Annotated in this window: 23 protein-coding genes; 14 read left to right on the top strand and 9 right to left on the bottom strand. The window is 71.7% G+C overall.

Annotation, left to right across the window (positions count from 1 at the left end; translation table 11 throughout):
• Window positions 1-22 precede the first annotated feature (22 nt).
• From H4W31_RS41480 to H4W31_RS41500, 5 genes are all read left to right on the top strand, one after another.
• Window positions 23-811, top strand: coding sequence for a GNAT family N-acetyltransferase (locus tag H4W31_RS41480; RefSeq protein WP_192771583.1), 789 nt, complete (start codon window positions 23-25; stop codon window positions 809-811).
• 263 nt (window positions 812-1074) lie between these two features.
• Window positions 1075-1614 carry a SigE family RNA polymerase sigma factor gene (locus H4W31_RS41485; protein ID WP_318783684.1) on the top strand — a complete coding sequence of 180 codons (540 nt, stop codon included), beginning with the start codon at window positions 1075-1077 and terminating at the stop codon, window positions 1612-1614.
• The gene (locus H4W31_RS41490; protein ID WP_192771585.1) at window positions 1611-3059 is read left to right on the top strand and encodes a TolB family protein; all 1449 of its coding nucleotides are present in this window, start codon (window positions 1611-1613) and stop codon (window positions 3057-3059) included. The genes H4W31_RS41485 and H4W31_RS41490 overlap by 4 nt, the downstream gene beginning before the upstream one ends.
• 234 nt (window positions 3060-3293) lie before the next feature.
• Window positions 3294-3515 carry a hypothetical protein gene (locus H4W31_RS41495; protein ID WP_192772837.1) on the top strand — a complete coding sequence of 74 codons (222 nt, stop codon included), beginning with the start codon at window positions 3294-3296 and terminating at the stop codon, window positions 3513-3515.
• A 12-nt stretch (window positions 3516-3527) separates the two neighbouring features.
• Window positions 3528-3842, top strand: a complete 315-nt coding sequence (locus tag H4W31_RS41500) for a hypothetical protein (protein ID WP_192771586.1) — start codon at window positions 3528-3530, stop codon at window positions 3840-3842.
• Here the strand turns inward: H4W31_RS41500 and H4W31_RS41505 are convergent.
• Together H4W31_RS41505 and H4W31_RS41510 are read right to left on the bottom strand one after the other, a co-directional pair.
• Window positions 3839-4366, bottom strand: coding sequence for a DUF5994 family protein (locus tag H4W31_RS41505; protein WP_225945945.1), 528 nt, complete (start codon window positions 4364-4366; stop codon window positions 3839-3841). The genes H4W31_RS41500 and H4W31_RS41505 overlap by 4 nt on opposite strands.
• Before the next feature lie 351 nt (window positions 4367-4717).
• On the bottom strand, window positions 4718-5440 hold the full coding sequence (locus H4W31_RS41510; RefSeq protein ID WP_225945946.1) for an MBL fold metallo-hydrolase: 723 nt from the start codon (window positions 5438-5440) through the stop codon (window positions 4718-4720).
• 109 nt (window positions 5441-5549) lie between these two features.
• Between H4W31_RS41510 and H4W31_RS41515 the strand changes: the two genes are divergently transcribed.
• The gene (locus H4W31_RS41515) at window positions 5550-6491 is read left to right on the top strand and encodes a threonine/serine dehydratase (RefSeq protein WP_192771589.1); all 942 of its coding nucleotides are present in this window, start codon (window positions 5550-5552) and stop codon (window positions 6489-6491) included.
• Here H4W31_RS41515 and H4W31_RS41520 read toward each other — a convergent pair.
• The 4 genes from H4W31_RS41520 to H4W31_RS41535 form a co-directional block, all read right to left on the bottom strand.
• Window positions 6413-7393 carry a DUF72 domain-containing protein gene (locus tag H4W31_RS41520; RefSeq protein ID WP_192771590.1) on the bottom strand — a complete coding sequence of 327 codons (981 nt, stop codon included), beginning with the start codon at window positions 7391-7393 and terminating at the stop codon, window positions 6413-6415. The genes H4W31_RS41515 and H4W31_RS41520 overlap by 79 nt on opposite strands.
• An 80-nt stretch (window positions 7394-7473) precedes the next feature.
• A complete protein-coding gene (gene pfkB, locus H4W31_RS41525) occupies window positions 7474-8451 on the bottom strand; it encodes a 1-phosphofructokinase (protein ID WP_192771591.1) in 978 nt (325 codons plus the stop codon).
• Window positions 8448-9287, bottom strand: a complete 840-nt coding sequence (locus H4W31_RS41530) for a DeoR/GlpR family DNA-binding transcription regulator (protein ID WP_192771592.1) — start codon at window positions 9285-9287, stop codon at window positions 8448-8450. Before H4W31_RS41530 ends, pfkB begins: the two co-directional genes overlap by 4 nt.
• A complete protein-coding gene (locus H4W31_RS41535; RefSeq protein WP_192771593.1) occupies window positions 9277-10659 on the bottom strand; it encodes an FGGY-family carbohydrate kinase in 1383 nt (460 codons plus the stop codon). The genes H4W31_RS41530 and H4W31_RS41535 overlap by 11 nt, the downstream gene beginning before the upstream one ends.
• Before the next feature lie 97 nt (window positions 10660-10756).
• Between H4W31_RS41535 and H4W31_RS41540 the strand changes: the two genes are divergently transcribed.
• A complete protein-coding gene (locus tag H4W31_RS41540; protein WP_192771594.1) occupies window positions 10757-11587 on the top strand; it encodes a class II fructose-bisphosphate aldolase in 831 nt (276 codons plus the stop codon).
• A 219-nt stretch (window positions 11588-11806) separates the two neighbouring features.
• Window positions 11807-13315 carry a YibE/F family protein gene (locus tag H4W31_RS41545; protein WP_192771595.1) on the top strand — a complete coding sequence of 503 codons (1509 nt, stop codon included), beginning with the start codon at window positions 11807-11809 and terminating at the stop codon, window positions 13313-13315.
• 8 nt (window positions 13316-13323) lie between these two features.
• On the opposite strand, the gene H4W31_RS41550 is transcribed toward H4W31_RS41545, so the two are convergent.
• Together H4W31_RS41550 and H4W31_RS41555 are read right to left on the bottom strand one after the other, a co-directional pair.
• Window positions 13324-13953, bottom strand: coding sequence for a DUF6000 family protein (locus H4W31_RS41550; protein ID WP_192771596.1), 630 nt, complete (start codon window positions 13951-13953; stop codon window positions 13324-13326).
• 33 nt (window positions 13954-13986) lie between these two features.
• Window positions 13987-14922: a LysR family transcriptional regulator gene (locus H4W31_RS41555; RefSeq protein ID WP_192772805.1), complete on the bottom strand. Its 936-nt coding sequence runs from the start codon at window positions 14920-14922 to the stop codon at window positions 13987-13989.
• 189 nt (window positions 14923-15111) lie between these two features.
• Between H4W31_RS41555 and H4W31_RS41560 the strand changes: the two genes are divergently transcribed.
• From H4W31_RS41560 to H4W31_RS41580, 5 genes are all read left to right on the top strand, one after another.
• On the top strand, window positions 15112-15474 hold the full coding sequence (locus H4W31_RS41560; RefSeq protein WP_192771597.1) for a DUF1801 domain-containing protein: 363 nt from the start codon (window positions 15112-15114) through the stop codon (window positions 15472-15474).
• Window positions 15475-15479: 5 nt separating this feature from the next.
• Window positions 15480-15893, top strand: a complete 414-nt coding sequence (locus H4W31_RS41565) for a VOC family protein (RefSeq protein ID WP_192771598.1) — start codon at window positions 15480-15482, stop codon at window positions 15891-15893.
• 74 nt (window positions 15894-15967) lie between these two features.
• Entirely contained in the window at window positions 15968-16318 is a 351-nt protein-coding gene (locus tag H4W31_RS41570) for an ArsR/SmtB family transcription factor (RefSeq protein ID WP_192771599.1), read from the top strand.
• A 200-nt stretch (window positions 16319-16518) separates the two neighbouring features.
• Entirely contained in the window at window positions 16519-17976 is a 1458-nt protein-coding gene (locus tag H4W31_RS41575; protein WP_318783685.1) for an MFS transporter, read from the top strand.
• A gap of 211 nt (window positions 17977-18187) precedes the next feature.
• On the top strand, window positions 18188-20563 hold the full coding sequence (locus H4W31_RS41580; protein WP_192771601.1) for a DUF4153 domain-containing protein: 2376 nt from the start codon (window positions 18188-18190) through the stop codon (window positions 20561-20563).
• A gap of 257 nt (window positions 20564-20820) precedes the next feature.
• On the opposite strand, the gene H4W31_RS41585 is transcribed toward H4W31_RS41580, so the two are convergent.
• Window positions 20821-21537 (bottom strand): DUF4386 domain-containing protein, encoded by a 717-nt coding sequence (locus H4W31_RS41585; RefSeq protein ID WP_192771602.1) that lies wholly within the window; start codon window positions 21535-21537, stop codon window positions 20821-20823.
• A 124-nt stretch (window positions 21538-21661) separates the two neighbouring features.
• Here H4W31_RS41585 and H4W31_RS41590 point away from each other — a divergent pair, with 124 nt between their 5' ends.
• Complete coding sequence (locus H4W31_RS41590) at window positions 21662-22351, top strand: TetR family transcriptional regulator (RefSeq protein ID WP_192771603.1); 690 nt, start codon at window positions 21662-21664, stop codon at window positions 22349-22351.
• The last annotated feature ends 252 nt before the right edge of the window (window positions 22352-22603 follow it).

Below are 22603 nucleotides of genomic sequence, written 5' to 3' on the forward strand. Positions count from 1 at the left end.
CCGGTTCCGGCACGATCTGGCCATGGTCGATACCACCGCTCTCCTGGCCGCCTACGACGCGCAGATGCGCATGCCGACCGGCACCGTCCCGACCGGCATGACCTACGAGCACGACGGACCGATCCTCCGGATCGTCGGCGGGCACGTGGGACGAATCCGGGCGCCGCGCGACGTCGGCGTCACCGGCGCCGCACTCGACCGCCTGATCGCCCGCCAGCGGGACTACTTCCGGGCCCGTGGCCAGGGCGTCGAGTGGAAGCTTCGGGCCCACGACCTGCCTGCGGATCTTCCCGAGCGCCTGGTCGCGGCCGGTTTCGTGGCGCAGGAGCCGTCGACGGTGCTGCTCGGCCTCGCCGAGGAGGTGGCCGCCGAACCGGTCCTGCCGGACGGCGTCGTACTGCGGCGGGTCAGCGAAGCCGGGGACCTGCGCCGCATCGCCGACCAGCAGAGCGAGGTATTGGGAGTCGACTGCTCCTGGGTCGCGGCCGACCTCACCGCCCGGGTGTCGGCTGATCCCGGGCAGATCACCATCCTGGTCGCCGAGGCCGGTGACCGGCTCGCCTGCACCGCCTTCGTGGTCTACTACCCCGGCACCGACTTCGTCGCGCTGCTCGGCGGCGCGACGCTGCCGGACTGGCGGGGACGGGGTCTCTACCGCGCCATGCTCGCCTCCCGGGCCCGGGAGGCGGTCGCCCGCGGCTTCCGGCTGCTGCACGTCGACGCGTCCCCGGCCAGCGCGCCCATCCTGCGCCGGCACGGCTTCCACGAGATCACCACCTCGACGCACTACCAGTGGACCCCGCCGGAATAGTCGGATTCGAACCGCCGGTCGCGGCATGCTCGACACCTGCGAACCGGGCTGGCCGCCGCCGTCACCGGGGTGCGGCGCCGGACCGCGATCCCCTTCGGGGCAGAGCACGTCAGCGCAGGTCTCGGCGATATCGGGTACGCGCTCATCGTCAGATGCGGAAGGCGAACGCCGCACCGCTCTGGTTGTCCGTCAGCACCCGCGACTCAACCCTTTGTGCCGCCACTCGCGTTTCAACTGGTGACGGTACCGACAACGGAGGTGTGGTGGACCGCTATGAGGGGTTCCGTGAGTTCGTGGGGAGCCGATCGAGCGCGCTGTCCCGCACCGCCTACCTGCTGACCGGAGACTTCCACCTGGCCCAGGATCTGCTCCAGGCGGCGCTGGCCAAGACCGCCGCACACTGGCCACGGGTCCGCGACGGCAACCCGGACGCGTACGTCCGGCGGGTGCTGTACCACGAGCACGTCTCGGGGTGGCGGCGCCGACGGGTGCGGGAGACCCTCGCCGCCGCGCCCCCACAGCGGCTGGGTCCGGACCCGACGCCGGACACCACGCTCCGGCTGACCGTGCTGCGGGCACTCGCGCGGCTGCCGGCCCGGCAGCGCGCCGTGATCGTGCTGCGGTTCTACGAGGACCTGACCGAGGCGCAGATCGCCGACGTACTGGAGGTCACGGTGGGGACGGTCAAACGGACGAAGCACGACGCGCTCAACCGGCTGCGGGCCGACGCACCCGAGATGTTGACCGACGCGCCCGAGTTCGCCGGCAGGCCCGGCCCGGTCCCGAGGGGATTGGCGAAGTGACGGAACGGCTCCGGCAGGCCCTCGCCGAGGCGGGCAACGACGCCCCGGCGTTCGACCTCTACGAACAGGCGCTGGCCGGTGGCGAGCGAATCCGGCGGCGACGACGGGCCCGGGCCGCCGCCGCGGTGGCCGTCCTGCTGCTGTTCGCCGTCGCCCTGCCCGGCGCGCTCGCCCGGACCGGCTCCGGTACGGACGGCTTCTCGACGGCCGGCAACGGCGACAGCCCGTCGTTGCCGGATCAGATCAGCACGACCTGGCCCTGGACGGCGACCGTCGGGCAGGCACCCGCGGGTCCGGCCGCGCTGCTGGTCAACCAGACTCTCCGGGTACCGTCCTCGATCTCCTTGCCGGAGGAGACGATCGCGGCGGTCGGCGCCACCGGAAACACGTACCGGACTCTCGACTTCGACGGTCGGGTACGGCTCGGCGGCGACGGGATGCTGTCGCCCGACGGCACCCGGTTCGCCGAGTGGTCGAACCTGCACGATCTGGTGACCGGGCACTCGTCCGAACTGCCCGGCACCGACGCCTCGACCCGGTTCATGCCGCTGGCCTGGTCACCCGACGGCGACACCCTCGCGGTGATCCGGGAGACCGGGCGCCGGGCGGACGGCCGGCTGGACGTCGAGGCCGCCGCGATCGGACTGCTCGAACTCTCCACCGGCGACTACCGACGTCTGCTCGACCTCGCCACGACCCGGGACGGCAACTATCCCGGCGTGCCCGGCCACATGGCGGCGTTCAGCCCGGACGGATCGCGGTTGGCCCTCCAGGTCGCCGACCGCGTCACGGTACTGGGCCGGGACGGCGTCACCGTGGGCGATTTCGTCCTCGACCACGCCAGTCAACTGGCCGGCAAGGGCGCCTTCACTCCGGACGGCACGGCGATCGCGGTGGTCACCAGGGCGGCCTGCTGCGCCGACGGTCCGCCATCGGGCCGGTTCCAGAGTCGGTGGCACCTGCGGCTGCTCGACCCGCTGTCCGGGACGGAACGTCCGGGGTCCCGACTGCCGGAGGTGACCGGGGTGACCGCCCTGCGGCTGCTCGGGTGGTGGCCCTCGGGCGAGGCGGTCGTGGCCGCCTACCACCCGTCCGCCCAGTTGTCCTCCGAGTGGAATCCGGACCGGGCCGACCCGGCCAACGACCCGTGGGGCTTTCCGAACTACTACGGATCGCTGCGCCGGGTCGAGGTACGGGCCCTGACGGACGGCGGCGGGTCCAGGGAACTGCTGGGTCTGCCCGACGGGGTGTACTCGATCGACTTCGCCGACGACGTGCTCGCCCGGGGCGTCGTCCGGCCCGGGGCGGATGCTCCGGTCCGGCCGGTCCGGACCGGTTGGCTCGTCCTGGCCGCCGGCTTCGTCGCGCTGCTGGTCGCCGGCGCCGTATCGGGTCGTCTGCTGCGGCGGCGTTTCCGCCGACGACGCCGGTCCGGGCGTGGCTGACCCGTGGGGGGCAGGATCGGACATCCGGGCGGTACGCATCGCGGCGCCGGGTAGCCGGCCGTCACCTTCGGGGGGCGCGATCCGCCGGTCGGCCCCCGGCACAGCGTACTGTCTGAGGTAGCCCCCGCTGCCGCTTCCACTCGGCGGGACGGGACTTCGAAGATCACCACCCGACGATCGGCTCCATGGCGGGCCGTTGGCTGCGACCGGCAGCCGTCCGGACACACTCCGGACATGATCGACGGCAGCCCAACCGAGGCCATGCGCGAGGAGAGAACAGCAATGGAAATCGACAAACTTAAGATCGTAGAGTGGCTGCACGGCCGGGGTCAGCACGCCCGAGCCGACTGGGTCGCCAAGACACTGCCGGACCGGGTCGACACCGTCCGCAACTCGGGCCTGCTCGCGACCCTCGGCCTCGATCCCGCCGACCTGGCCGACCAGCCAGCCAAGTAGGAGCGCGCCCCGGTGGTCGCGGTGACTCCCGGGTACGTGGCAGCGTCAGAGGCGGTCGCCGGATCTGGTGTTCGTCGCGCGCTCGCCCTGACCTCGCAGAAGCTGGCCACCGACCTGACCTGGGCCGGCGCGTTCCAGACCCTGCTCCTGCTGATGGCGGTCTGCTGGGTCATGGTGGCCGGCGTGGTGGCCGCGGCGGCCGGAGCCGAATCCGTGATCAACCACCCCACCGGAAACACCACCCCCGGGCTCGTCTGCGTCGTACTCGGCGGGCCCGCGCTGTTCCTGGGTGGTCGCCCACCCGAACCACCATCGCCCGCCTCCTAAGAGGCCTTCTCCAGAACATTTCCCTCGTCGTCCCGGACGGCGTTCAGGTGGCGGCCCGCTCCGGTCGACGCCGGCACCGGTGTCGGCGTCGCGAGCAGGATGTCCCGGGCCCGCTTGAGATTGGCCGGGTCGGCCGCGGTGCGCATCGCCCTATCCGCCACCGCCTTCGTGGTCTCGGGTGGCACGACAAGCAGATCGATCTGGTCACCACGCTCCGTGGTGGCGATCAACATGGCGGTGTCCAGCGAGGTGAACCAACCCACCCGGACCACGTCCGAGCCGACCGCGATCCGCCGGAACTGATCGTCCCAGACGCCACTGTTGGCTATGACGTTCCGGATCCGCCCGTAGCGCTCGGACAGGGCCATAACGAGCCCCGGCAGTTCATCTGCCGGATCCCACGAACGTGGCCACCACCCGCCGTCCAGGACCGCCCCGCTGGCCCGCACGGGAGCGAGCCGCAACCGTGGGATGGATGGTGCGCTCGGAGGAACGACGGTGCTGCGTCGAGTGGCGGTGACCATGGTCAACCATCCTGTTGTCTTGAGGGCGGATGCCGGTGGCACACGGGCGTCCTGGTACGGAACCGGAGGGATCCGTACGCCGGCCTGGGGTTCGGTCTGACGATCCTGAGTGGCCAGCCATAGTGATCACGGCGACGTGACGTGACGTGGCGGGCGGCGGGACAACAGCCGAGCGGCGTGTCCCGGGTGGGAAGTAATCGTCGAGATGGATGACCGGGTGCCTGATCGCGGGATTCGATCGGTCATCGTGACCTCGTCAGATGGGAGATGCCCGCAAGTGGCGGACTGCCAGCCACCGGGGTCCCAAGCGACACATCGAGCGTACACCTGCCCAGGCGACGGGCGGCGCCGTCAGCTCGACACCAACTGCCGGGCCTGGTCCAGGGTGGCCGGCTCGCCGTGGCTGTCGACGTACCACTCGTAGTCGTCGCTGAGCAGGCCGCGCACCATGGCCAGGTCCAGGCCGTCGTCGGGGGCGCGCAGGTGGGCCGGCGGCGGGTAGAAACAGTCGCCCAGCAACGCGACCCCCGAGTCCGGCACGAGCACGACCGTCGAGTCCGGCGCGTGCGCACCGCCGACATGCCGCAGCCGTACGCCGGTCGGCAGCGTCAACTCGTCGGTGAAGGTACGCCCCGGCGGCAGCACCACGAAGTCGTCCCAGCCCTCCATGGCCAGGGCGCGGGCCCGGAAGCTCGGTCCGAGTCGCGGATTCGCCCGCACCTGGTCGCGCAGGTAACGGTGGCTCCACGGCCGGGCCGCCTCCTGTCGGAGAATCTCCTGACCGCTGACATGGCCGATGATCTCCACGTCCGGCCAGGCGCAGGCGCCCCAGACGTGGTCCCAGTGGTGGTGGGTGTAGGCCAGCCACCGCACCGGGGGCAGACCGGCGGCCCGGATCGCCGACTGGATCTCCCGGGCGTGCGCCGGACTCTGTCCCGCGTCGACGAGCACGCTGCCGCGATCGTCGGCGACGACGGCGACACTGCCCCGAATGTTCTCGGGGTCCGGGTCACCGGGCGCGAGCCAGACCCGTCCGGCGAGCCGTCGCAGGCTGAGGGGATCGATGGCGGGCAACCTCCGGCTCGGGGTCCGGCACGGACCGGGTGCTCTGGCACACATTAACCGAGCGGCCGGTGGCACCCGGGCTACCGTACGGCGTGCCAACTTTAGGGGGCGGAGAGAGTTGATCACCCGTACCGACGTCGAGCGCGCGGCGACCCGGATCACCGGACACGTTCGGACGACTCCGGTCGCCCGGGTCGAACCCGGTATCGCCGCCCCGGCCGGCGAACTCTGGCTGAAGCTGGAGTTTCTCCAGCACTCGGGATCGTTCAAGCCACGTGGCATGTTCAACCGGATCCTCGCCGCCCGCGAGACCGGTGAACTACCGGCCGAGGGAGTGATCGCGGCATCGGGCGGTAACGCCGCCGTCGCGGTCGCCTACGCCGCGAAGACCCTCCGGTTGCCGGCCGAGGTGTACGTGCCGACCACCGCCCCCGCGGTCAAGATCGCCAAGCTGCGCCAGCTCGGCGCCACCGTGGTCCAGCACGGCAGCGAGTACGCCGAGGCGTACGAGGCGGCGACCAAACGGGCTGCCGAGACCGGGGCGCTGTTCTGCCACGCGTACGACCAGCCCGAGATCTGCGCTGGTCAGGGCACCCTGGCCCTGGAACTGCTCGACCAGATCGGTGAGCTGGACACCGTACTCGTCGCCGTCGGCGGAGGCGGGCTGATGGCGGGGGTGGCCGCCGCCCTCGACGGGATCACCCGGATCGTCAGCGTCGAGCCGGAGACCGCTCCGGCCCTGCACGCCGCCCTGGCCGCCGGCCGGCCGGTCGACGTCGAGGTGTCCGGGATCGCCGCCGACTCGCTCGGCGCCCGTCGGGTCGGGACCATCGCCTACGACGTGGCGGTCCGGACCGGCGTGCAGAGTCTGCTGGTCGACGACGAGCAGATCGTGCACGCGCGGCGGCTGCTCTGGGACCGCTACCGGGTGGCCGTCGAGCACGGCACCGCCACCGCCGCCGCCGCGCTCACTTCCGGCGCCTACCGGCCGGCCAGCGGCGAACGCGTCGCCATCCTGCTCTGCGGCGCCAACACCGACCCCGCCGACCTGGTCGGCTGAATCCTCGTACCCCGGGCGGACGGGCCCACCTCCGGACCCAGCAGGTCGATCAGCCGGGCCGCGTCGCGCTGTGCCTGGCCGGCGCAGCAGTTGTTCAGCAGGACGTGCAGTTCCCCGGTCTCCCGGGCGAAGTCGCGGAGCCGGTCCGCCCAGTCGGCCAGTTCGTCCGCCCGGTACGCGTACCGGAACTTCTCCTGCTTGTCCCCGCTCTCCCAGGCGCCGCTGTGGCCGTGGAAGCGCATCATCGCCGGCTCGGCGGTGGCCAGCAGGACCGGCGGGATCGACGAGGCGTACCCCTGGGGCATGTCGACGCCGACGATCGAGATGTCGTGCCGGGCGAGGAAGCCGAACGTGTCCGTGGCGTTGTCGCCGTCGTACCACGAGCCGTTGCGCACCTCGACCGCGATTCGCCAGGGCCGGCAGCGCTCGGCGGCGTCGAGGATCCGCCGCTTCGCCGCCTCGCCGTAGCCCATCCAGGGCGGGAACTGGAACAGCAGCGCGCCAAGTTTGCCGGCGGCGGCGATCGGCTCGACGATCTCCCGGAACCTCTCCCACAACCGCTCGTACGTCCCCGGCGGCAGGTCTCCCCGGCGTACCCGGCCGTCCTCGCGACCGGCCGGCCGGAGGTCCTTCGGCAGCGCCGACAACGCCGTCGGGTGGCTGGTGAACAGGCTGAACGCCTTGACGTTGAACGTGAAGTCGGGTGGCGTACGGTCCACCCACGCCGCCGTCGTCTCCACCGCCGGCAGTGCGTAGTAGGTGGTGTCCACTTCGACCAGCCCGAACCGCTCGGCGTAGTACGCCAGCCGGCCGGCCGGGGTGTTGACGGCCCGGGGATACCAGCCCGAAGCGAGCAGCGACCGGTCCGCCCACGAGGACGTGCCCACCTTTATCTCGCCCATGCCACAGTTTGTCCCCACCGACCACACAGGCCGAAACCTCCGGCGGCGACCCGTGCACCGTCCGAGATCCGGGGGCCGGATCAGCCGGGTGGGTCGGACCGGCCTTCGTGCCCGGGTACGGCGTCGGCGTCCCGCAGTCGCCGGGCCCGGTCGAAGTCGGAGCGGAGCAGCACGGCCTGGTCCGGATCGACGGCCGAGAAGAGCGTGCCCTCGTGCTGCACCGCCGCCGTCCCCCAGGCGACGGCGGTACGCAGTGCCGCCGCTCCCCTGCCGCCGCCGTGCAGGAATCCGGCCAGAGCGGCGTCGCCGGCTCCCACCGCGCTGACCATCCGGGCGACGGTCGCCTCGGCGTGCAGCGCCTCATCCGCGTCGACCAGCAGGGCACCGTCGGGGCCGAGGCTGGCCAGTACCGCCTCGGCGCCGAGTCCCCGGACCTCCCGCGCCGCGTCGACGACGTCGCCGAGCGTCCGCAGTGGTCGCCCGACCAGGTGGGCGAGTTCGTGTGCGTTCGGCTTGACCAGGTCCGGGCGGCCGGCGAGGCTCGCCCACAGCGGTTCGCCGGAGGTGTCGACCGCGACCCGGACGCCCCGGTCCCGGGCCGCCCGCGCCAGCCGGGCGTACACCTCGACGGGTACGCCGTCCGGCAGGCTGCCGCAGCAGGCCAGCCAGGCGACGTCGGCGAGGTTGTCCAGGACGGTCCGGACCAGTGCCTCGGTCTCGTCGGCCCGGAGTACCGGTCCGGGTTCGTTGACCTTGGTGACGGTGCCGTCCGGCTCGACCAGGCTGATGTTGCTGCGGATCTCGCCCTGGATGGCGACCTGCCGCACTGGCAGCTCCGCGCGGCCGAGCATCTCGGACAGTTGGCCGCCGACCTGGCCACCGACCGGGAGCACCGCGGTGGCCGGCACCCCGTGCCGGTGCAGCGCCAGCGCGACGTTCACGCCCTTGCCGCTCGGCTCGCTCCAGCCCCGACGGCTCCGGATCACCGCGCCTCGGGGCAGCGCGTCGACGAACACCGTCCGGTCGACGCTGGGGTTGAGGGTCAGGGTGAGGATCACGCGTACTCCACCGTCAGACCGGCGTCGGCCAGTTCCCGGCGCCGCGCGTCGGGTAGTCCGCTGTCGGTGATGAACAGGTCGATGTCGCGCGGATCCGCGTGCCGGTTGCCCCGGACCAGCCCGACCTTGCTGTGGTCGGCGAGCAGGATCCGCCGCTTCGCCGACGGGACCATCTGCCGCTTCACCGCCGCTTCGGCGGGGTCCGGGGTGGTCAGGCCGCGCTCCAGACAGATGCCGTCGGTGCCGAGGAACGCGACGTCGACGTTGATCTCGGCGAGGCCCCGGACCGCCCAGTCGTCGACCTGGGCCAGGGTCGGCCCCCGGAGCCGGCCGCCCAGCGTGACGACGGTCAGCCGGGGCCGGCCGACCAGGGCCAGGGCGATCGGCAGCGCGTTGGTGTAGACGGTCAGCTCCGGATGCCCGGGGAACATCGCCGCGAGCAGGGCGGTGGTCGACCCGGCGTCGATCAGCACCGAGCCGTACGCCGGCAGGTGGGCCAGGGCCGCGCGGGCGATCCGCTCCTTCTCGGCCCGAAATCCGGTACGGACCGGCACCGCCGGCTCGTACGAGAGGCTCTCCACCGGGACCGCGCCGCCGTGTACCCGTCGCAGCAGACCGTTGCGTTCCAGCCGGATCAGGTCCTTACGAACCGTCTCACCGGTGACGCCGAGCGCGCCGGCCAGCTCGGCGGCGTCGACCCGTCCCCGGCTGCGTACCGCCTGGAGGATGTGCTGCCTGCGCTCGTCGGCGTACGGCGGCCGGCTGTTCGTACCGGCTGGAGTGTCGAGTGGGCGCTCGGCGGGGCGCTCGTGGGTGCCGGGAGGATCAGCCGCCATCTGGTCGTCCGGTTCGGGCGGGGTCGGGGAAGTCGTCGGCGGTGGCGTACACCTCGGCGGCCAGCCCGGCCAGCAGCGCGGCACCCCGGGCACCGGCCTCGGCGACCGGGGAACGGCGTACCGGTCCGAGCCGGCGGGCCTTGACCTCCATCAGCGCCGTACTGCGCGCCCAGCCGCCGACCGCCACCAGGTCGTGGTGAACGCCGCTGTACGACGTCATCGCGTCGTGGATCACGCCGATCTCCTCGGTCACCGACTCCAGCGCCGCCCGCCAGATCTCCGCCGGCCCGGCGCTCGTGACCGGAGCACCGGTTAGCGGTCGCGCCGGTACGCCGATCGAACGGCCCTCGTCCTCGATCGTCACGCCGTGCCGGGACGGGTCGACCCGGCTCGCGAGCGCGTCGAGTTCCGGCAGGTCGGCCCGGTCGAGACCGAGCCCGGCCAGCACCCGTTGCAGGGTCAGTCCTCCGGTGGTCGCGCCGAGCAGGCACCAGCGCCCGGCCAGGGCGTGCCAGCCGACGGTGACTCCGGCGTCGACGAGTCCGGCGACGGTCTCCGGCGGCAGGCCCGGGGCGACCGAGCGGACCAGCGCCTCGGCCGTACCGCAGGAGTCCAGTTCGTCGCCCGGACGCAGCGCACCGGCGCCGATGGCGGCGACCTGGTGGTCGTGGCCGCAGACGGTGAGCGTCGCGCCGGTCAGCCGGGACAGGCCGGCCCGGTCGGCGACCGTACCCAGCGGGGTGCCGGCCGTCACCAGCTCGGGCATCAGCGACGCGCTCGCGCCCGACCAGTCGAGGGCCTCCGGCCACCAGTCCCGCCCGTCGAGCCGCAGCCAGCCGGTACGCGAGGCGAGCGACTGTTCGCAGGCTTCGTCACCGCCCAGTCCCCGCACGACCCACTCGGCGACGTTGAGCCGGCGTACGGCGCGCCGGCTCTCCGGATGGTGGCCACGCAGCCAGCGGTGCTTGGTGAGCGCCCACTGGTGCCGCAGCGGCAGCCCGGTGGTCCGGGCGAAGGTGTCCGGGCCGATCCGGGCGTGCAGGTCGGCCAGTTCGTCCTCGTCGCGGGTGTCGTGCCAGGCGATCATCGGCCCCAGCGGGTGCCCGGCGGAATCCAGCAGCACCCCGGACTCGCCCATGCTCGCCACGCCCACCGCGGCGACCCGGCCGGGCGGGGCGTCGGCGAGGGCGGTGGCCAGGGCGCCCCGGGCGGCGGCCAGCAGGGCGTCCGGGTCGAGTTCCGCGCCGGTCGCGGTGGTCGTCCAGGGCGTACCGGCGGCGGCCTGCGAGACCGGGTCGCCCAACTCGGTGAAGACGACGGCCTTGCTCCCCGTCGTGCCGACGTCGAGGCCCACCAGCAGTTGACCGCCCATCCGCGACCTCCTCGTGCTGCGGTGCCGCCAACTTGTGTAACGATGTGGATCGTTGCTTTCTGGTGGGAAACTGTCAAGACCGAACGGAGCACCCCGGATGCCCCTGCGCACCACCGGACAACTGGTCGGCCAGGCTCAGGCGAACGGCACCGCGATCGCGGCCTTCAACGTGATCACCCTGGAGCACGCCGAGGCGATCGTCGCCGGAGCGGAGCAGGCCGGCCGACCGGTGATCCTTCAGATCAGCGAGAACGCGGTACGTTTCCACCACGGTCGGCTCGCCCCGATCGCCGCCGCCACCACCGCCGTGGCCGAACTCGCGGCGGTGCCGGTGGCCGTACACCTCGACCATGTCGAGAGTCGCGACCTGCTGCACGCCGTCCGGGGCACCGGGATCAGCTCGGCGATGTTCGACGCCTCCACACTCGACTACGCCGGAAACGTCGCCGCCACCGCCGCCGCGACGAACTGGGCCCACGAGCACGGGCTGTGGCTGGAGGCGGAACTGGGCGAGGTCGGCGGCAAGGACGGCGCGCACGCCCCGGGGGTACGCACCGATCCGGTCGAGGCGGCCGAGTTCGTCGCCGCCACCGGGGTCGACGCCCTGGCGGTCGCGGTGGGCAGTTCGCACGCGATGACCGACCGTACCGCCACGCTCGATTTCGACCTGATCGCCCGGCTCCGGGAGGCGCTGGCCGTACCCCTGGTGCTGCACGGCTCGTCCGGCGTTCCCGACGACGCCCTGGCCCGGGCCGTACGGGCCGGAATCGTGAAGATCAACGTCGGCACCATCCTGAACGTGGCCTTCACCGACGCGATCCGCGCCCAACTCGACGCCGGACCCGTCGTCGACCCGCGCAGGTACCTGGCCCCGGCCCGCGAGGCGGTCGCCCGGACCGTCGCCCACCTCGTCACGACCATCGCCTGACCCGGCCGCGCCGGCGGGAGGAGGGTCCGGACGGTCGTCGACGACCTCGGCGGCCGGCACGTGGTGACGCCCCGCCAACTCCACGTCGCGGCGCCGTTGAGCTGGTCGCGGGCGTCGGAACTGCCGTCACCGGGTCCCGGCGTGACATGCTCGCGGCTGGAGAATCCCGGTCGGCCTCCGCCGGCCCCGTCCGCACGAGGAAGGCCGTCAGACGTACCCATGAGTCGCGCTCATCTCCACAGCCACCCACCGCGCTCCGGTCGGTCGTCGAGTCCGGCGGCGCGTCGGCTGACCCTGGCCCTGCTGATTCCGGCGGCGATCCTCACCATCGTGTCGATGGCGCTGCTCTGGCCCCGGGACTCACCCACACCGGAGGCGGTCGACGGGCCGACCCGGGCGTTCGGGCAGGTCGTCGCGGTCGAGTCCGTTCCCTGCCCCGAACTGCCCGAGGGCGAGGAACTACCGCCCGGTGCACCGACCGAGTGCGGCACGGTCACGGTCGCGCTGACCGAGGGTGTCGGCGCCGGTCAGCAGATCACCACCGACGTACCGTCCGGGCCGGGTGCCGTACGCGTGGCCACCGGCGACGAGGTGGTGCTGCTGTACCTGGAGGGGAGCCCGGAGCGGCCGTACTCGATCCTCGATCATCAGCGGTCCCACCAGCTGTGGCTGCTCGGCGCGGCGTTCGCGCTCGCGGTCGTCGCCTTCGGCCGGTGGCGGGGCCTGACCGCGCTCGCCGGGCTCGGTGCCACCTTCGCGGTGCTGCTGATGTTCATCGTCCCGGCGATCCTCGACGGGCGTTCGCCGCTGCTGGTCGCCATCGTCGGCGCTGCGGCGATCATGCTCACCGTGCTGTACCTGACGCACGGGTTCAGCATGACCACCACGGTCGCGGTGGCCGGCACGCTGGTCAGCCTGAGCATCACCGCGGCCCTGTCCGCGATCGCCACCGCCGCCACCCACCTGTCCGGCATCGCCGACGAGACCTCCAACTACCTCGCCATCACCCAGGGCGAGGTCAACATGCAGGGCCTGCTGCTGGCCGGCATCGTCATCGGCTCCCTCGGGGTGCTCGACGACGTCACCGTCACCCAGTCGGCCACCGTCACCGAGCTGGCCCAGGCGAATCCCGGGTACGGGTTCCGGCGGCTCTACGGTGCCGCCACCCGGATCGGCCGCGCCCACATCGCCTCGGTCATCAACACCATCGTGCTGGCGTACGCCGGAGCCTCGCTGCCGCTGATGCTGCTCTTCGCCAGCGGCAGCACCCCGGTCAGCGAACTGCTCACCAGTCAGCTCATCGCCCAGGAACTCGTCCGCAGCGCGGTCGGCACCATCGGCCTGATCGCCGCCGTGCCGATCACCACCGCACTGGCCGCGCTGCTCGCCGCCCGGCACCACGCCGCGCTGGCGGAGTCGGCGGACCCGCGCCACACCGGCCCGGCGGGCCCCGGCGACGACGTACGGGTCGCCAGGGGGGCGGAGCCGGTCGAGGCGCCATCCGCCGTCGCCCCGTCCGGCGTCGCCCCGGTCGCTAGCGCCGCAGCCGGCGGGGCCACAGCCGGCGGGGCCCCGGTCGCGGTTGCGCCCGCCCCGGCTGTGGCCAATCCGGCCGTGTCCGAGCCACCTCTGTCCGAGCCACCTGTGTCCGAGCCACCGGACGGCGGACCGCCGGAGGAGGATCCCTGGATGGCCTTCGTCGACCAGCATCCCAACAGCCGGCCGTAGTACGCCGCTCAGTCCGTAGTCATGATCCACTCGGCGATGTCGCAGAGCAACGCCATCCGGTCCGCCCGGGACACGGGATCCTGCCGGGCGAACGCGGATCGGCTCCACAGGCCGTCCGGGCCGAGGAACCGGGCCGCCTCGGTCGTACCCAGTTGGTAGTCGAGGTGTAGCAGTCCGCCCATCGCATCCGGCTGGTTGTAGTGGCGATCGGTCTGCGGCAGGTAGCGGTCCAGGTACGCGGCGAGGATCGTGGCGTCCTCCGGCTGCCCGAACCGGCTCAACGCAAAACAGTAGCCCTGACCGGCGTACACGAGTTCGCTCGCGAGCAGCAGCCCGCCGAGCATGGCCCGGAACCGGGTACGGCGATCAAAGCCGATCAGCCAGGCCGCCGTGAGCCGGGTCCGCCAGTCGACCATCCTCCCGGGCTGGAGCATGAACTCCAGTTCGGCGTCGCTGACCTGGCGGGCGTCGTCGCGCATCGAGCGGAGGAAGGGTCCACGCCGCTCGTCGGGCAACGCGGTGAAGTTCCCGTGCAGCAGCTCCAGATAGCGGCCGTACCCGTCGGCAGGCTCGGCTCGCCCGGTGACGTAGCGACGGGTCGTCGTTTCCGGGTCGGGGCTCGGCGTAGGCGGCTCCACCGACCCATCATGTCGGGCGGCCCCGACCTGCCGTCACCCCGCCGGCCGGCGTTTTCCGTTCGCCTCCGTTACGGCGTTGGCGTCCGTCGCGGCGTTGGCGTCCGTGGCGGCGCGGACGAACTCGCGTACCCGGGTGGTGGTGTTGGTCTCCAACCAGACGAGTCCCCGTTCGATCGGCGGCGCGTCGTGGATCGGCACGTACGCGACGTCCGGGCGGGGGTAGTAGCGCCGGCTGTGCTCGCCCACCGGCAGGATGCCCCTGCCCAGCGCGACGAGGGAGAGCAGTTCGGAGAACGTGTTCCCGATCGGGCCCTTCGGCACGGGCCGGCCCGACGGGGTCTGCTCGGGCGTGCGATCCCGCTTGAACGCCGCGGACGTGACCGCCGGGTACTGGACGACGGGATGGTCGGCGAGGACCTCGAGGGAGACCGACTCCTCCCCGGCCAGCGGGTGCGCGGCGGCCACCGCCAGCATGCGCGCCTCGGTCAGCAGAGTCGGCCCGCAGGCCATGCCGTCGAACGGGCGTGAGGCGAAGAGGATGTCGATCGAGCCGTCGAGCAGGCTAGACCGGGTGTTGGAGAGCTGGGCCTCGTGCACCTGGACCTCGCAGTCCGGGTGGCGGTCGTTGAACAGGTTGACGGCCTTGAGCAGCGTCGGCCCGGTCCACTCGCCCAGGAACGCCACCCGCAGTTGCCCGCTGACGCCGCGCCCGGCCTCGACGGCCCGCCGCACGGCCTCGTCCATCCCGGCCACCAGCGGTGTCAGGTCGGCGGCCAGCTGGAGCCCGATCGGGGTGAGCCGGACCACGCGGCTGGTGCGCTCGAACAGCGGCGCACCGATCCGGCGTTCCAGCTTCTTGATCACATGACTGATCCGCCCGGTCGTGACCCGCAGACGCTCGGCGGTACGACCGAAGTGCAGCTCCTCGGCGAGCGCCAGGAAGGTTTCGATCTCGTGCCGTTCCAGCATCCGCCCGCCCATCGTTGAATCTGGCTCAACGATCGTAGCTCGATCATGACTTGGTGACCGCCGCCGTCCGTTGGATCGTGGAGAGCGTCACCCGGTCCGGCCACGGACAACGCCGAGCGGGCCGGGACGGGGCGGGACGGCGCCAACCGGCCGCCCGGCGCCCACGATCAGCATGACAAGGGGAGTTCCATGAGCACCACGAACGTCACCGACTACCTCGCCGGTCTCGCCGACCCGCTGCGGGAGATCGGCGAGAAGCTCCGATCCGTCGTCGACGAGACCCTGCCCGAGGCCACCGGCGCGATGTGGCACGGCCATCCGGTCTGGGGCCTCGGCGAGAAGCCGGGAAGCAACCCAGTCTGCCTGGTGAAGGCGTACCCGTCGTACGTCACATTCGGGTTGTGGCGCGGGCAGGAAATCGTCGACCCGTCCGGACGACTCGTCGCGGGCGCCCGGCAGATGGCGTCGGTACGACTGCACGCCGTCGAGGAGATCGACCCGACCCTGTTCGCCGACTGGCTGCGCCAGGCCAACAAGCTGGAAACGAGGTGACCCGGATGCGAGTGAAGGCCTTCGACCACCTGGTACTCAACGTCGAGGACGTCGAGCGGGCGTTGGAGTTCTACTGCGGACCACTCGGCCTGGAGCCGGTACGCGTCGCGCAGTGGCGCGCGGGACAGGCCCCGTTCCCGTCGGTACGGATCAGTCCGGAGACCATCATCGACCTGGTCCACGGCCCCCGGGGCGAGTCGAACGTCGATCACATCTGCCTGGTCGTCGAACCGCTGGACTGGGCGGAGGTGATCGAGTCGGGCGTCTTCGACGTACTCGAAGGGCCGGTGGGCCGGTACGGTGCCCGGGGCGCCGCGACCTCGATCTACGTACGGGACCCGGACGGCAACACGGTCGAACTCCGCTGGTACCCGCAGGACCTGGACGGGCTCGTACCGACCGAAGGGGTCGCGGAGTGAGGCGGCCGAACCGTCCCAGCGCGCCCGGCTTCCGACGACTGAGCGCCGAACGACAGTTCGAGTAGACTCGAATTATGGACGCGCCACAGCCCACCCGCGAGCAGTTGAGCCTGCCCAACGTCCTTGAGGCGCTGGCCAACCCGCTGCGACTGCGGGCGGTGGCCCGCCTGGCCTGCGCGCCGGGCGGACTGAGCTGTGGTGAACTGCTGCCGGACGTCTCCAAGTCGACCGCCAGTCACCACTGGCGGATCCTGCGCGAGAGCGGCCTCATCGAGCAGCGCCGCGACGGCCGCTACGTACGTCCGATTCTGCGGCGCCCGGACCTCGATGCCCGTTTTCCGGGACTCCTGGACGCGGTCCTGGCGAATGTCGGCGAGATCCCGGCCGTTCCGGAGGAATGCACCACCCCGTCCGTCCCCGCCTGATCGGCACCGTACCGACGTTTTCCCAGGCCAGAGCGCTGGGCTGGCAGTGCGCCAACTTGCAACGGTTCGAGAGTACTAGTACTCTCGAACCGTTCTTGCTCGGCCACCACGCTGGCCCGCGCCCGCACCGGGCGACACCCGGCCTGCCGCTACCACTGCCGGTGGCCCCGCATTCCTCCCGGTCCTCGCAGGAGACTTCCGTGCTGTCATCCGACCAGCCCACCCGTGCCTCGTCACGGCCGATCCTCGTAGTGCTGGTTCTCGGTGTGCTGGCGTACGCGCTGGTCCAAGGCCTGATCGCCCCGGTACTGCCGGAAATTCAGCGCGATCTCCACACCACCCAGAGCCTGGTCACCTGGGTACTCACCGCGTACCTGCTCTCGGCATCGATCTTCACGCCCATCCTCGGCCGCCTGGGCGACCGGATCGGCAAGGACCGCGTGATGCTGATCTCGTTGAGCGCGCTGGCGGTCGGCTCGCTGATCTCGGCGGTCGCCCCCAACATCACCGTCATGCTGATCGGCCGGGTCATCCAGGGTGCGGGCGGCGGCGTCGTACCACTCGCCTTCGGCATCATCCGCGACGAACTCCCCCGGGAACGCGTCGCCGGATCCGTCGGCATCGTCGCCGCGCTGCTCGCGGTCGGCGGTGGCATCGGCATCACGCTGGCCGGGCCGATCACCGGCACCCTGGGCTATCGCGCGCTGTTCTGGCTACCGGGAATCGTCGTCGTGCTGGCCGCCGTCGCATCGCACTTCGTCATTCCGCCGTCGCCGACCCGCCACCCCGGCCGGATCAGCTGGACCGCGTCCATCCTGCTGGCGGCCTGGTTGGTCGCCCTGCTCGTGCCACTGACCCAGGCCTCGTCGTGGGGCTGGGGATCGGCCCGGGTGATCGGCCTCATCCTCGCCGCCGTAGTCCTGGCCGCCGCCTGGATCGCCGTCGAGACGCGTTCCACGAGCCCACTCATCGACATGCGCATGATGCGCCTGCCGGCGGTCTGGACGACCAACCTCGTCGCCCTGCTCTTCGGCGTCGGCATGTACGCCCTGATGGGATTCCTTCCCGCCTTCGTGGAGACACCCGCCTCGGCCGGCTACGGCTTCGGCGCCAGCATCACCCAGGCCGGGCTGATCCTGCTGCCGATGACCGCCGCGATGTTCCTCTCCGGAATGCTCGCGCCACGGCTGTCACACCGGTTCGGACCCAAGCGGATACTCGTCGCCGGCACCGTGATCAGCATCGGTGCGTTCGCGATCCTGACCCTCGCCCACGACCAGCGGTGGGAGGTCCTGCTCGCGATGGCCATCATCGGTCTCGGCTTCGGCGCGGCGTTCGCGACCATGTCCAACCTGATCGTGGCGGCCGTGCCCGCCCACCAGACCGGCGTCGCCAACGGCATGAACGCCAACATCCGTACCATCGGCGGCTCGCTCGGTGCCGCGCTGATGACCAGCATCGTCGGTGCACACACCCTGCCCGGCGGGCTACCCGCGGAGAGCGGATACACCTGGGGATTCGCGGCCCTCGGCGTCGCCAGCATCGGTGCCGCACTGGCCGCGCTCCTGGTACCCCACCACGGCCGGGCGGCCACCACACCACCCGAGATCACTCTCGGCGCCCCGGACTTCCGGCCGGCCGCCGCGACCGCCGGGTAGCCCGTTCGAACGACAGCACCCACCACCCATTACGACGCGTGCGGTCACCGGCTCGACGGCCGGTGACCGCACGCGTTCGCATGGGTGGTCGAACCCGTGCCGGTACCCGCTTTTCCGGCGCCTCGAAAGTGAACGTCGGAACCCCAGCCGGGGCAGCAGTCGTTGACGGGGTGGCCGTACAGTGTCGACACCATTCACCGAGGAGGATGCTGTGTCTGAGCCGCCACCGGCGCCGGGCTTCCCGACGGCTTCCGCATCCGACGCGACGGGCGACGACGGCGACGCCATCCCGCGCCTGCTCGTCATGCCGTCCGCCGACGGAACGCCGCTGCCGAGCATTGCCTGGCCGGGGCCGGAGGGCCAGCCCGGCTGGGCGATTCCGGTCACGGTCCCACCCGGCACCCGTGGCTACGCGCTGTTCATTCCGTTGGTGCCGGCCACCACGTCCATGACGCAGCTGGACGTGGCCGCCCAGCCCGCTCCGGCACCCGCCGCGAACACGCCGGCAGCCGTGGCGGCCACGAATACCCAGGTGTCCGTCGCGGACGCCCCGGCCCCCGCGCCGAGCGCGAGCGCACCCGACGCGGACGCGAAAGCATCCGGCGCGGACGCGAAAGCATCCGGCGCGGACGCGAAAGCATCCGGCGCGGACGCGAAAGCATCCGGCGCGGACGCCAAGGCGCCGGTCGCGACGTCCGGTCCGGATACGCAGGCGCCCCCGGTGTCCGATCCAGCCGCGGTGTCCGGCGGGGAGACACCACCCGCCGCCGCGTCGTCGTCGACCGAGGTGCGGTCGCCCGGCACCCCGCCGGCGCCGGTCCCCTCCCCCCGGACGCCGGAAACCACCGCCACGCCAGCGGGAAGCACTGCCACGCCACCGGGAAGCACTGCCACGCCACCGGCCGCTGGCACCACGCCGCCGGCACCGCGACCTGGCACCGCTCCCCCGCCGAGACCACAGTCCGGCGCCGCACCCCCGCCGGCTCCACAACCCGGCACCGCATCACAACCGACCTGGTCGGGAGCGCCGGTCCAGGTGCCGGGGCCGCCGTACCGCGCGTTCCCGCACACGCCGCCCCCGCCGTCGTTCCTCGATACCCGCTGGCCGGGACCGGCGCCCGCACAGGGTAGGGCCGTACCGGCCGCGGTCCTCATCGGGGGACTGGGACTGGCATTCTTCGTCCCGCTCAGCCGTACCGGCATTGGTTGGCTGCTCGGTTGGCTCACCCTGACCGTCGCAGTGGTCGTCGCGGTGCGGCGACCCGCCGCCGAGCTACCTCGCGCCGAGCGGTGGACCCGGGCCGGATGGGCGGCGGCGGCTCTGGCACTGCTCTCGGTTCTCGCGTTCCGCAACGCCTGGTGGCTGGTGACGTTCTGCGTCTTCGGAGCGCTCGGCTGCGCGGCGCTGGCGATCGTCGGTGGCCGGTTCGTACGCTCGATCCTGTTCAGTCTGGTCGCGGCGCCGTTCGCGGCGTTCCGTGGCCTGCCGTGGGTACGCCGGCACATGCAGGCCTCCGACAACTCCGGGATGACCCGACGGGTCACGGGGTCGGTGGCGGCCACCGTGGTCGTACTGATCGTCTTCGGCGCGCTCCTCTCGTCCGCCGACGTCGCCTTCTCGGCGGTCCTCGGCGCGCTCGTACCGGAGATCAATGCCAGTACGGTGTTCCGGCTGCTCTTCCTCCTCGCCATGGGTGGACTGATCACGGTCGCGGCGGTGTACACGCTCTCCGCGCCTCCGGATCTGTCCACTATCGACAGACCGAGCCGACGCAGTCTGAGCATCGTCGAATGGGCCCCGCCCATCGCCGGCCTGACCCTGCTGTTCATCGGCTTCGTCGCGGTGCAGTTCACCGTTCTCTTCGGCGGCCAGCGGCACGTCCTGCGCACCACGGGGCTCAGCTACGCCGAGTACGCCCGCAGCGGCTTCTGGCAGCTGCTCGCCGTCACGCTGCTGACCGTGGCGGTGCTGGCCGGCGTCACCCGCTGGGCGCGGCGTGACCGACCGGCCGAGCGGGTCCTCCTGCGGATACTGCTCGGCCTGCTCAGCGCGCTCAGCGTCGTCATCGTGATCTCGGCGCTCTCCCGGATGTACACCTACCAGCAGGTCTACAGCTTCACCGGCGAACGCATCTTCGTCATGGCACTCGAACTGCTGCTCGGGGTCGTCTTCGTGATGATCCTGGCGGCCGGGATCCGGTGGCAGGGAGCCTGGATCCCGCGCCTGACCGTGGGGCTCGCCGTGGCGATGTTGCTGGGTCTGGCCGTACTCAACCCCGAGGACTACGCGGCCCAGCGCAACATCAGCCGGTACGAGAGCACGGGCAAGATCGACGCCTGGTACCTGCGGGCGCTCTCCGCCGACGCGACGCCGGCCCTGAGCGAGCTGCCCGATCCGGTACGTCGCTGCACCCTGAGCTGGATCGCCGACGAGCTGGCCGACTCGGATCCGTGGTACGCCTGGAACCTGGGTCGGGTACGGGCACGCGAGGCGCTCGACCGGATCGGCCCGGACGCCATCGGTGGGCCACGCGACTGCCGCGCCGCCGACGAGTTCGACCTACCGAAGACCCGCCAGCCCCGCTGACGCCGTACCTCCCGTGCCGGACGCAGGCGCCGGGGATGCTCGACCGATCCGTTCCGGTCGACCACCCTCGGCGCCTGTTCCGTCGCGCCGGGCTCGGGAACCAGCACCGACCCGGACCGGCGCGACGATCCAGTGAGGTCGGCACCGGCGCGACGATCCGGTGACGTCGTCGCCGAGGGCGGATGATCCGGGCGGGAAGCTTCCGCAGTCGGCGCTGCCGCCCCCGGGACCACGGGCGGAATCGGAGCAGGAGGAGGTCACGCGCGCGACTGCGCCGGAAGCGGGGAGACCGTCGTATCACGCGGCGTTCCGGGGAGCGCCCGCACGCGGATGCCACGGACGAGAAGGTAGCCGATCATCCAGAACTCACCCACGGAGGCGGGAACGGTGAGGACGTCGGCGACCACCCCCGCCCCGGGAGCGAGATAACCGACGAGCGGGCTGAGTACGTAGCCGACGCCGCCGCCGACGAGAAGCCAGCCGAGGATCCGGGGCATCCATCCCGACCGGAGTACGCACCAGCCCATCGGGATGAGCCAGAGCCCGAAGAAGAGCGCGCCCACCGTCCACAGGTTGCCGCTGATGAGGTACATGAGCTGCACGGTGGCCGCCGCGTCGCCGACGGGGGTGAGCGCGACCTCGATCGCCGTCGCGAGGAGAGCCGCGCTGCCGAGGATCGCGACCGCATTGGCCATGCCGAAGACGGCGATGCTGCCGGCGGCGACGGAGTCGACCGTACGGAACAGTCGGTAGAACCAGACGGCGGTGAGTGCCTGGGTGAGCACGAGGAGCAGTTCGAGGGCGACCCCGACCCGGGCGAGTGACTCGTGTTCGACCAGTCCGGCAAGGGTCGCGTTGGCATCGTCGGTCACGAAGAACTGTGGACGGATGAGCAGGAAACCGAGTCCGCCGGCGATGGCGACGCCGAGATAGAGCAGCCCGGTCACGCGGGCGGTGCGGATCAGCGGGTGCATGGGTGGGCTCCTTCGCCTTCGTACGTCGATGTCCTGGACTGTTCGAGGTCGGCTCACCGGAATCACGTACCTTACGACGTAAGGTAACCATACAATGTAAGGTGATCACAAGGACGGGAGGCGAATGAGAACGAAGAACCCTCGGACACCGCTGAGCCGGGAACGTGCCCTGGCGGCGGCGGTCACCCTCGCGGACGCCGAAGGAATCCAGGCGCTGACGATGCGTCGGCTCGCCGCCGAACTCGGCGTCGAGGCGATGTCGCTCTACTACCACCTACCCGGCAAGGAGGGGCTGCTCGACGGCATCGTGGATACCGTCATCGACGAGATCGACGCCGCTGTCCGCCGCGCCGAGGCGACCGGTGTCGACACCGAATGGCGTACGGGACTGCGACAGCGGTTCCTCGCGGCGCGGGAGGTCATGCTGCGGCACTCCTGGGCGCCCGCACTGCTCGGCTCACGCCCGACCATCCCCGCCAGCGTGTACGCGTACTACGACGGGATCGTCGCCACGCTGATCGGTGGCGGATTCTCCTACCGCCTTGCCCATCGGGCGATACACGCGTTCGGCAGCCTGGCCCTGGGGTTCGCTCAGGAGATCTTCCGACCCGCGTCGGCGGGCGGGCAGACGGACGTCGAGATGGCGGAGGCGGACCTGGTCGCGATGGCCGAGGCCCTGCCCTCCCTGACCGCGATGGTCACGGCCGAGGCCCATGACGCGGCCGACCCCACGCTCGGCTGGTGCGACAGCCAGGTTGAGTTCGAGTTCACCCTCGACCTGCTCCTCGACGGGCTCGAACGCGCCCGCGACTGAACCGGTGTCCCCCGGCCGTACCCGGGCCAACCGGCCGGACCATAAGTTTCCATTATTTCCGGCTCAAGAGAACCGCATTTCTGCGACGTGAGTTTGATTCACCGACGGCCCGGTCCATACGGTGTGCGTGCGGTGTGCGGTACGGCCCACGCGACGCCCTTCGTCCGGGGCGCCGGGCCGGCCAGCCACCGGAAGACGTACGTCCGTGACGCAAGCAGAAACCCGCCGCTTCGAGGCCGCAGCGCGGGAGTA

The sequence above is a fragment of the Plantactinospora soyae genome, assembly GCF_014874095.1.
Classification (GTDB): Bacteria; Actinomycetota; Actinomycetes; order Mycobacteriales; family Micromonosporaceae; genus Plantactinospora; species Plantactinospora soyae.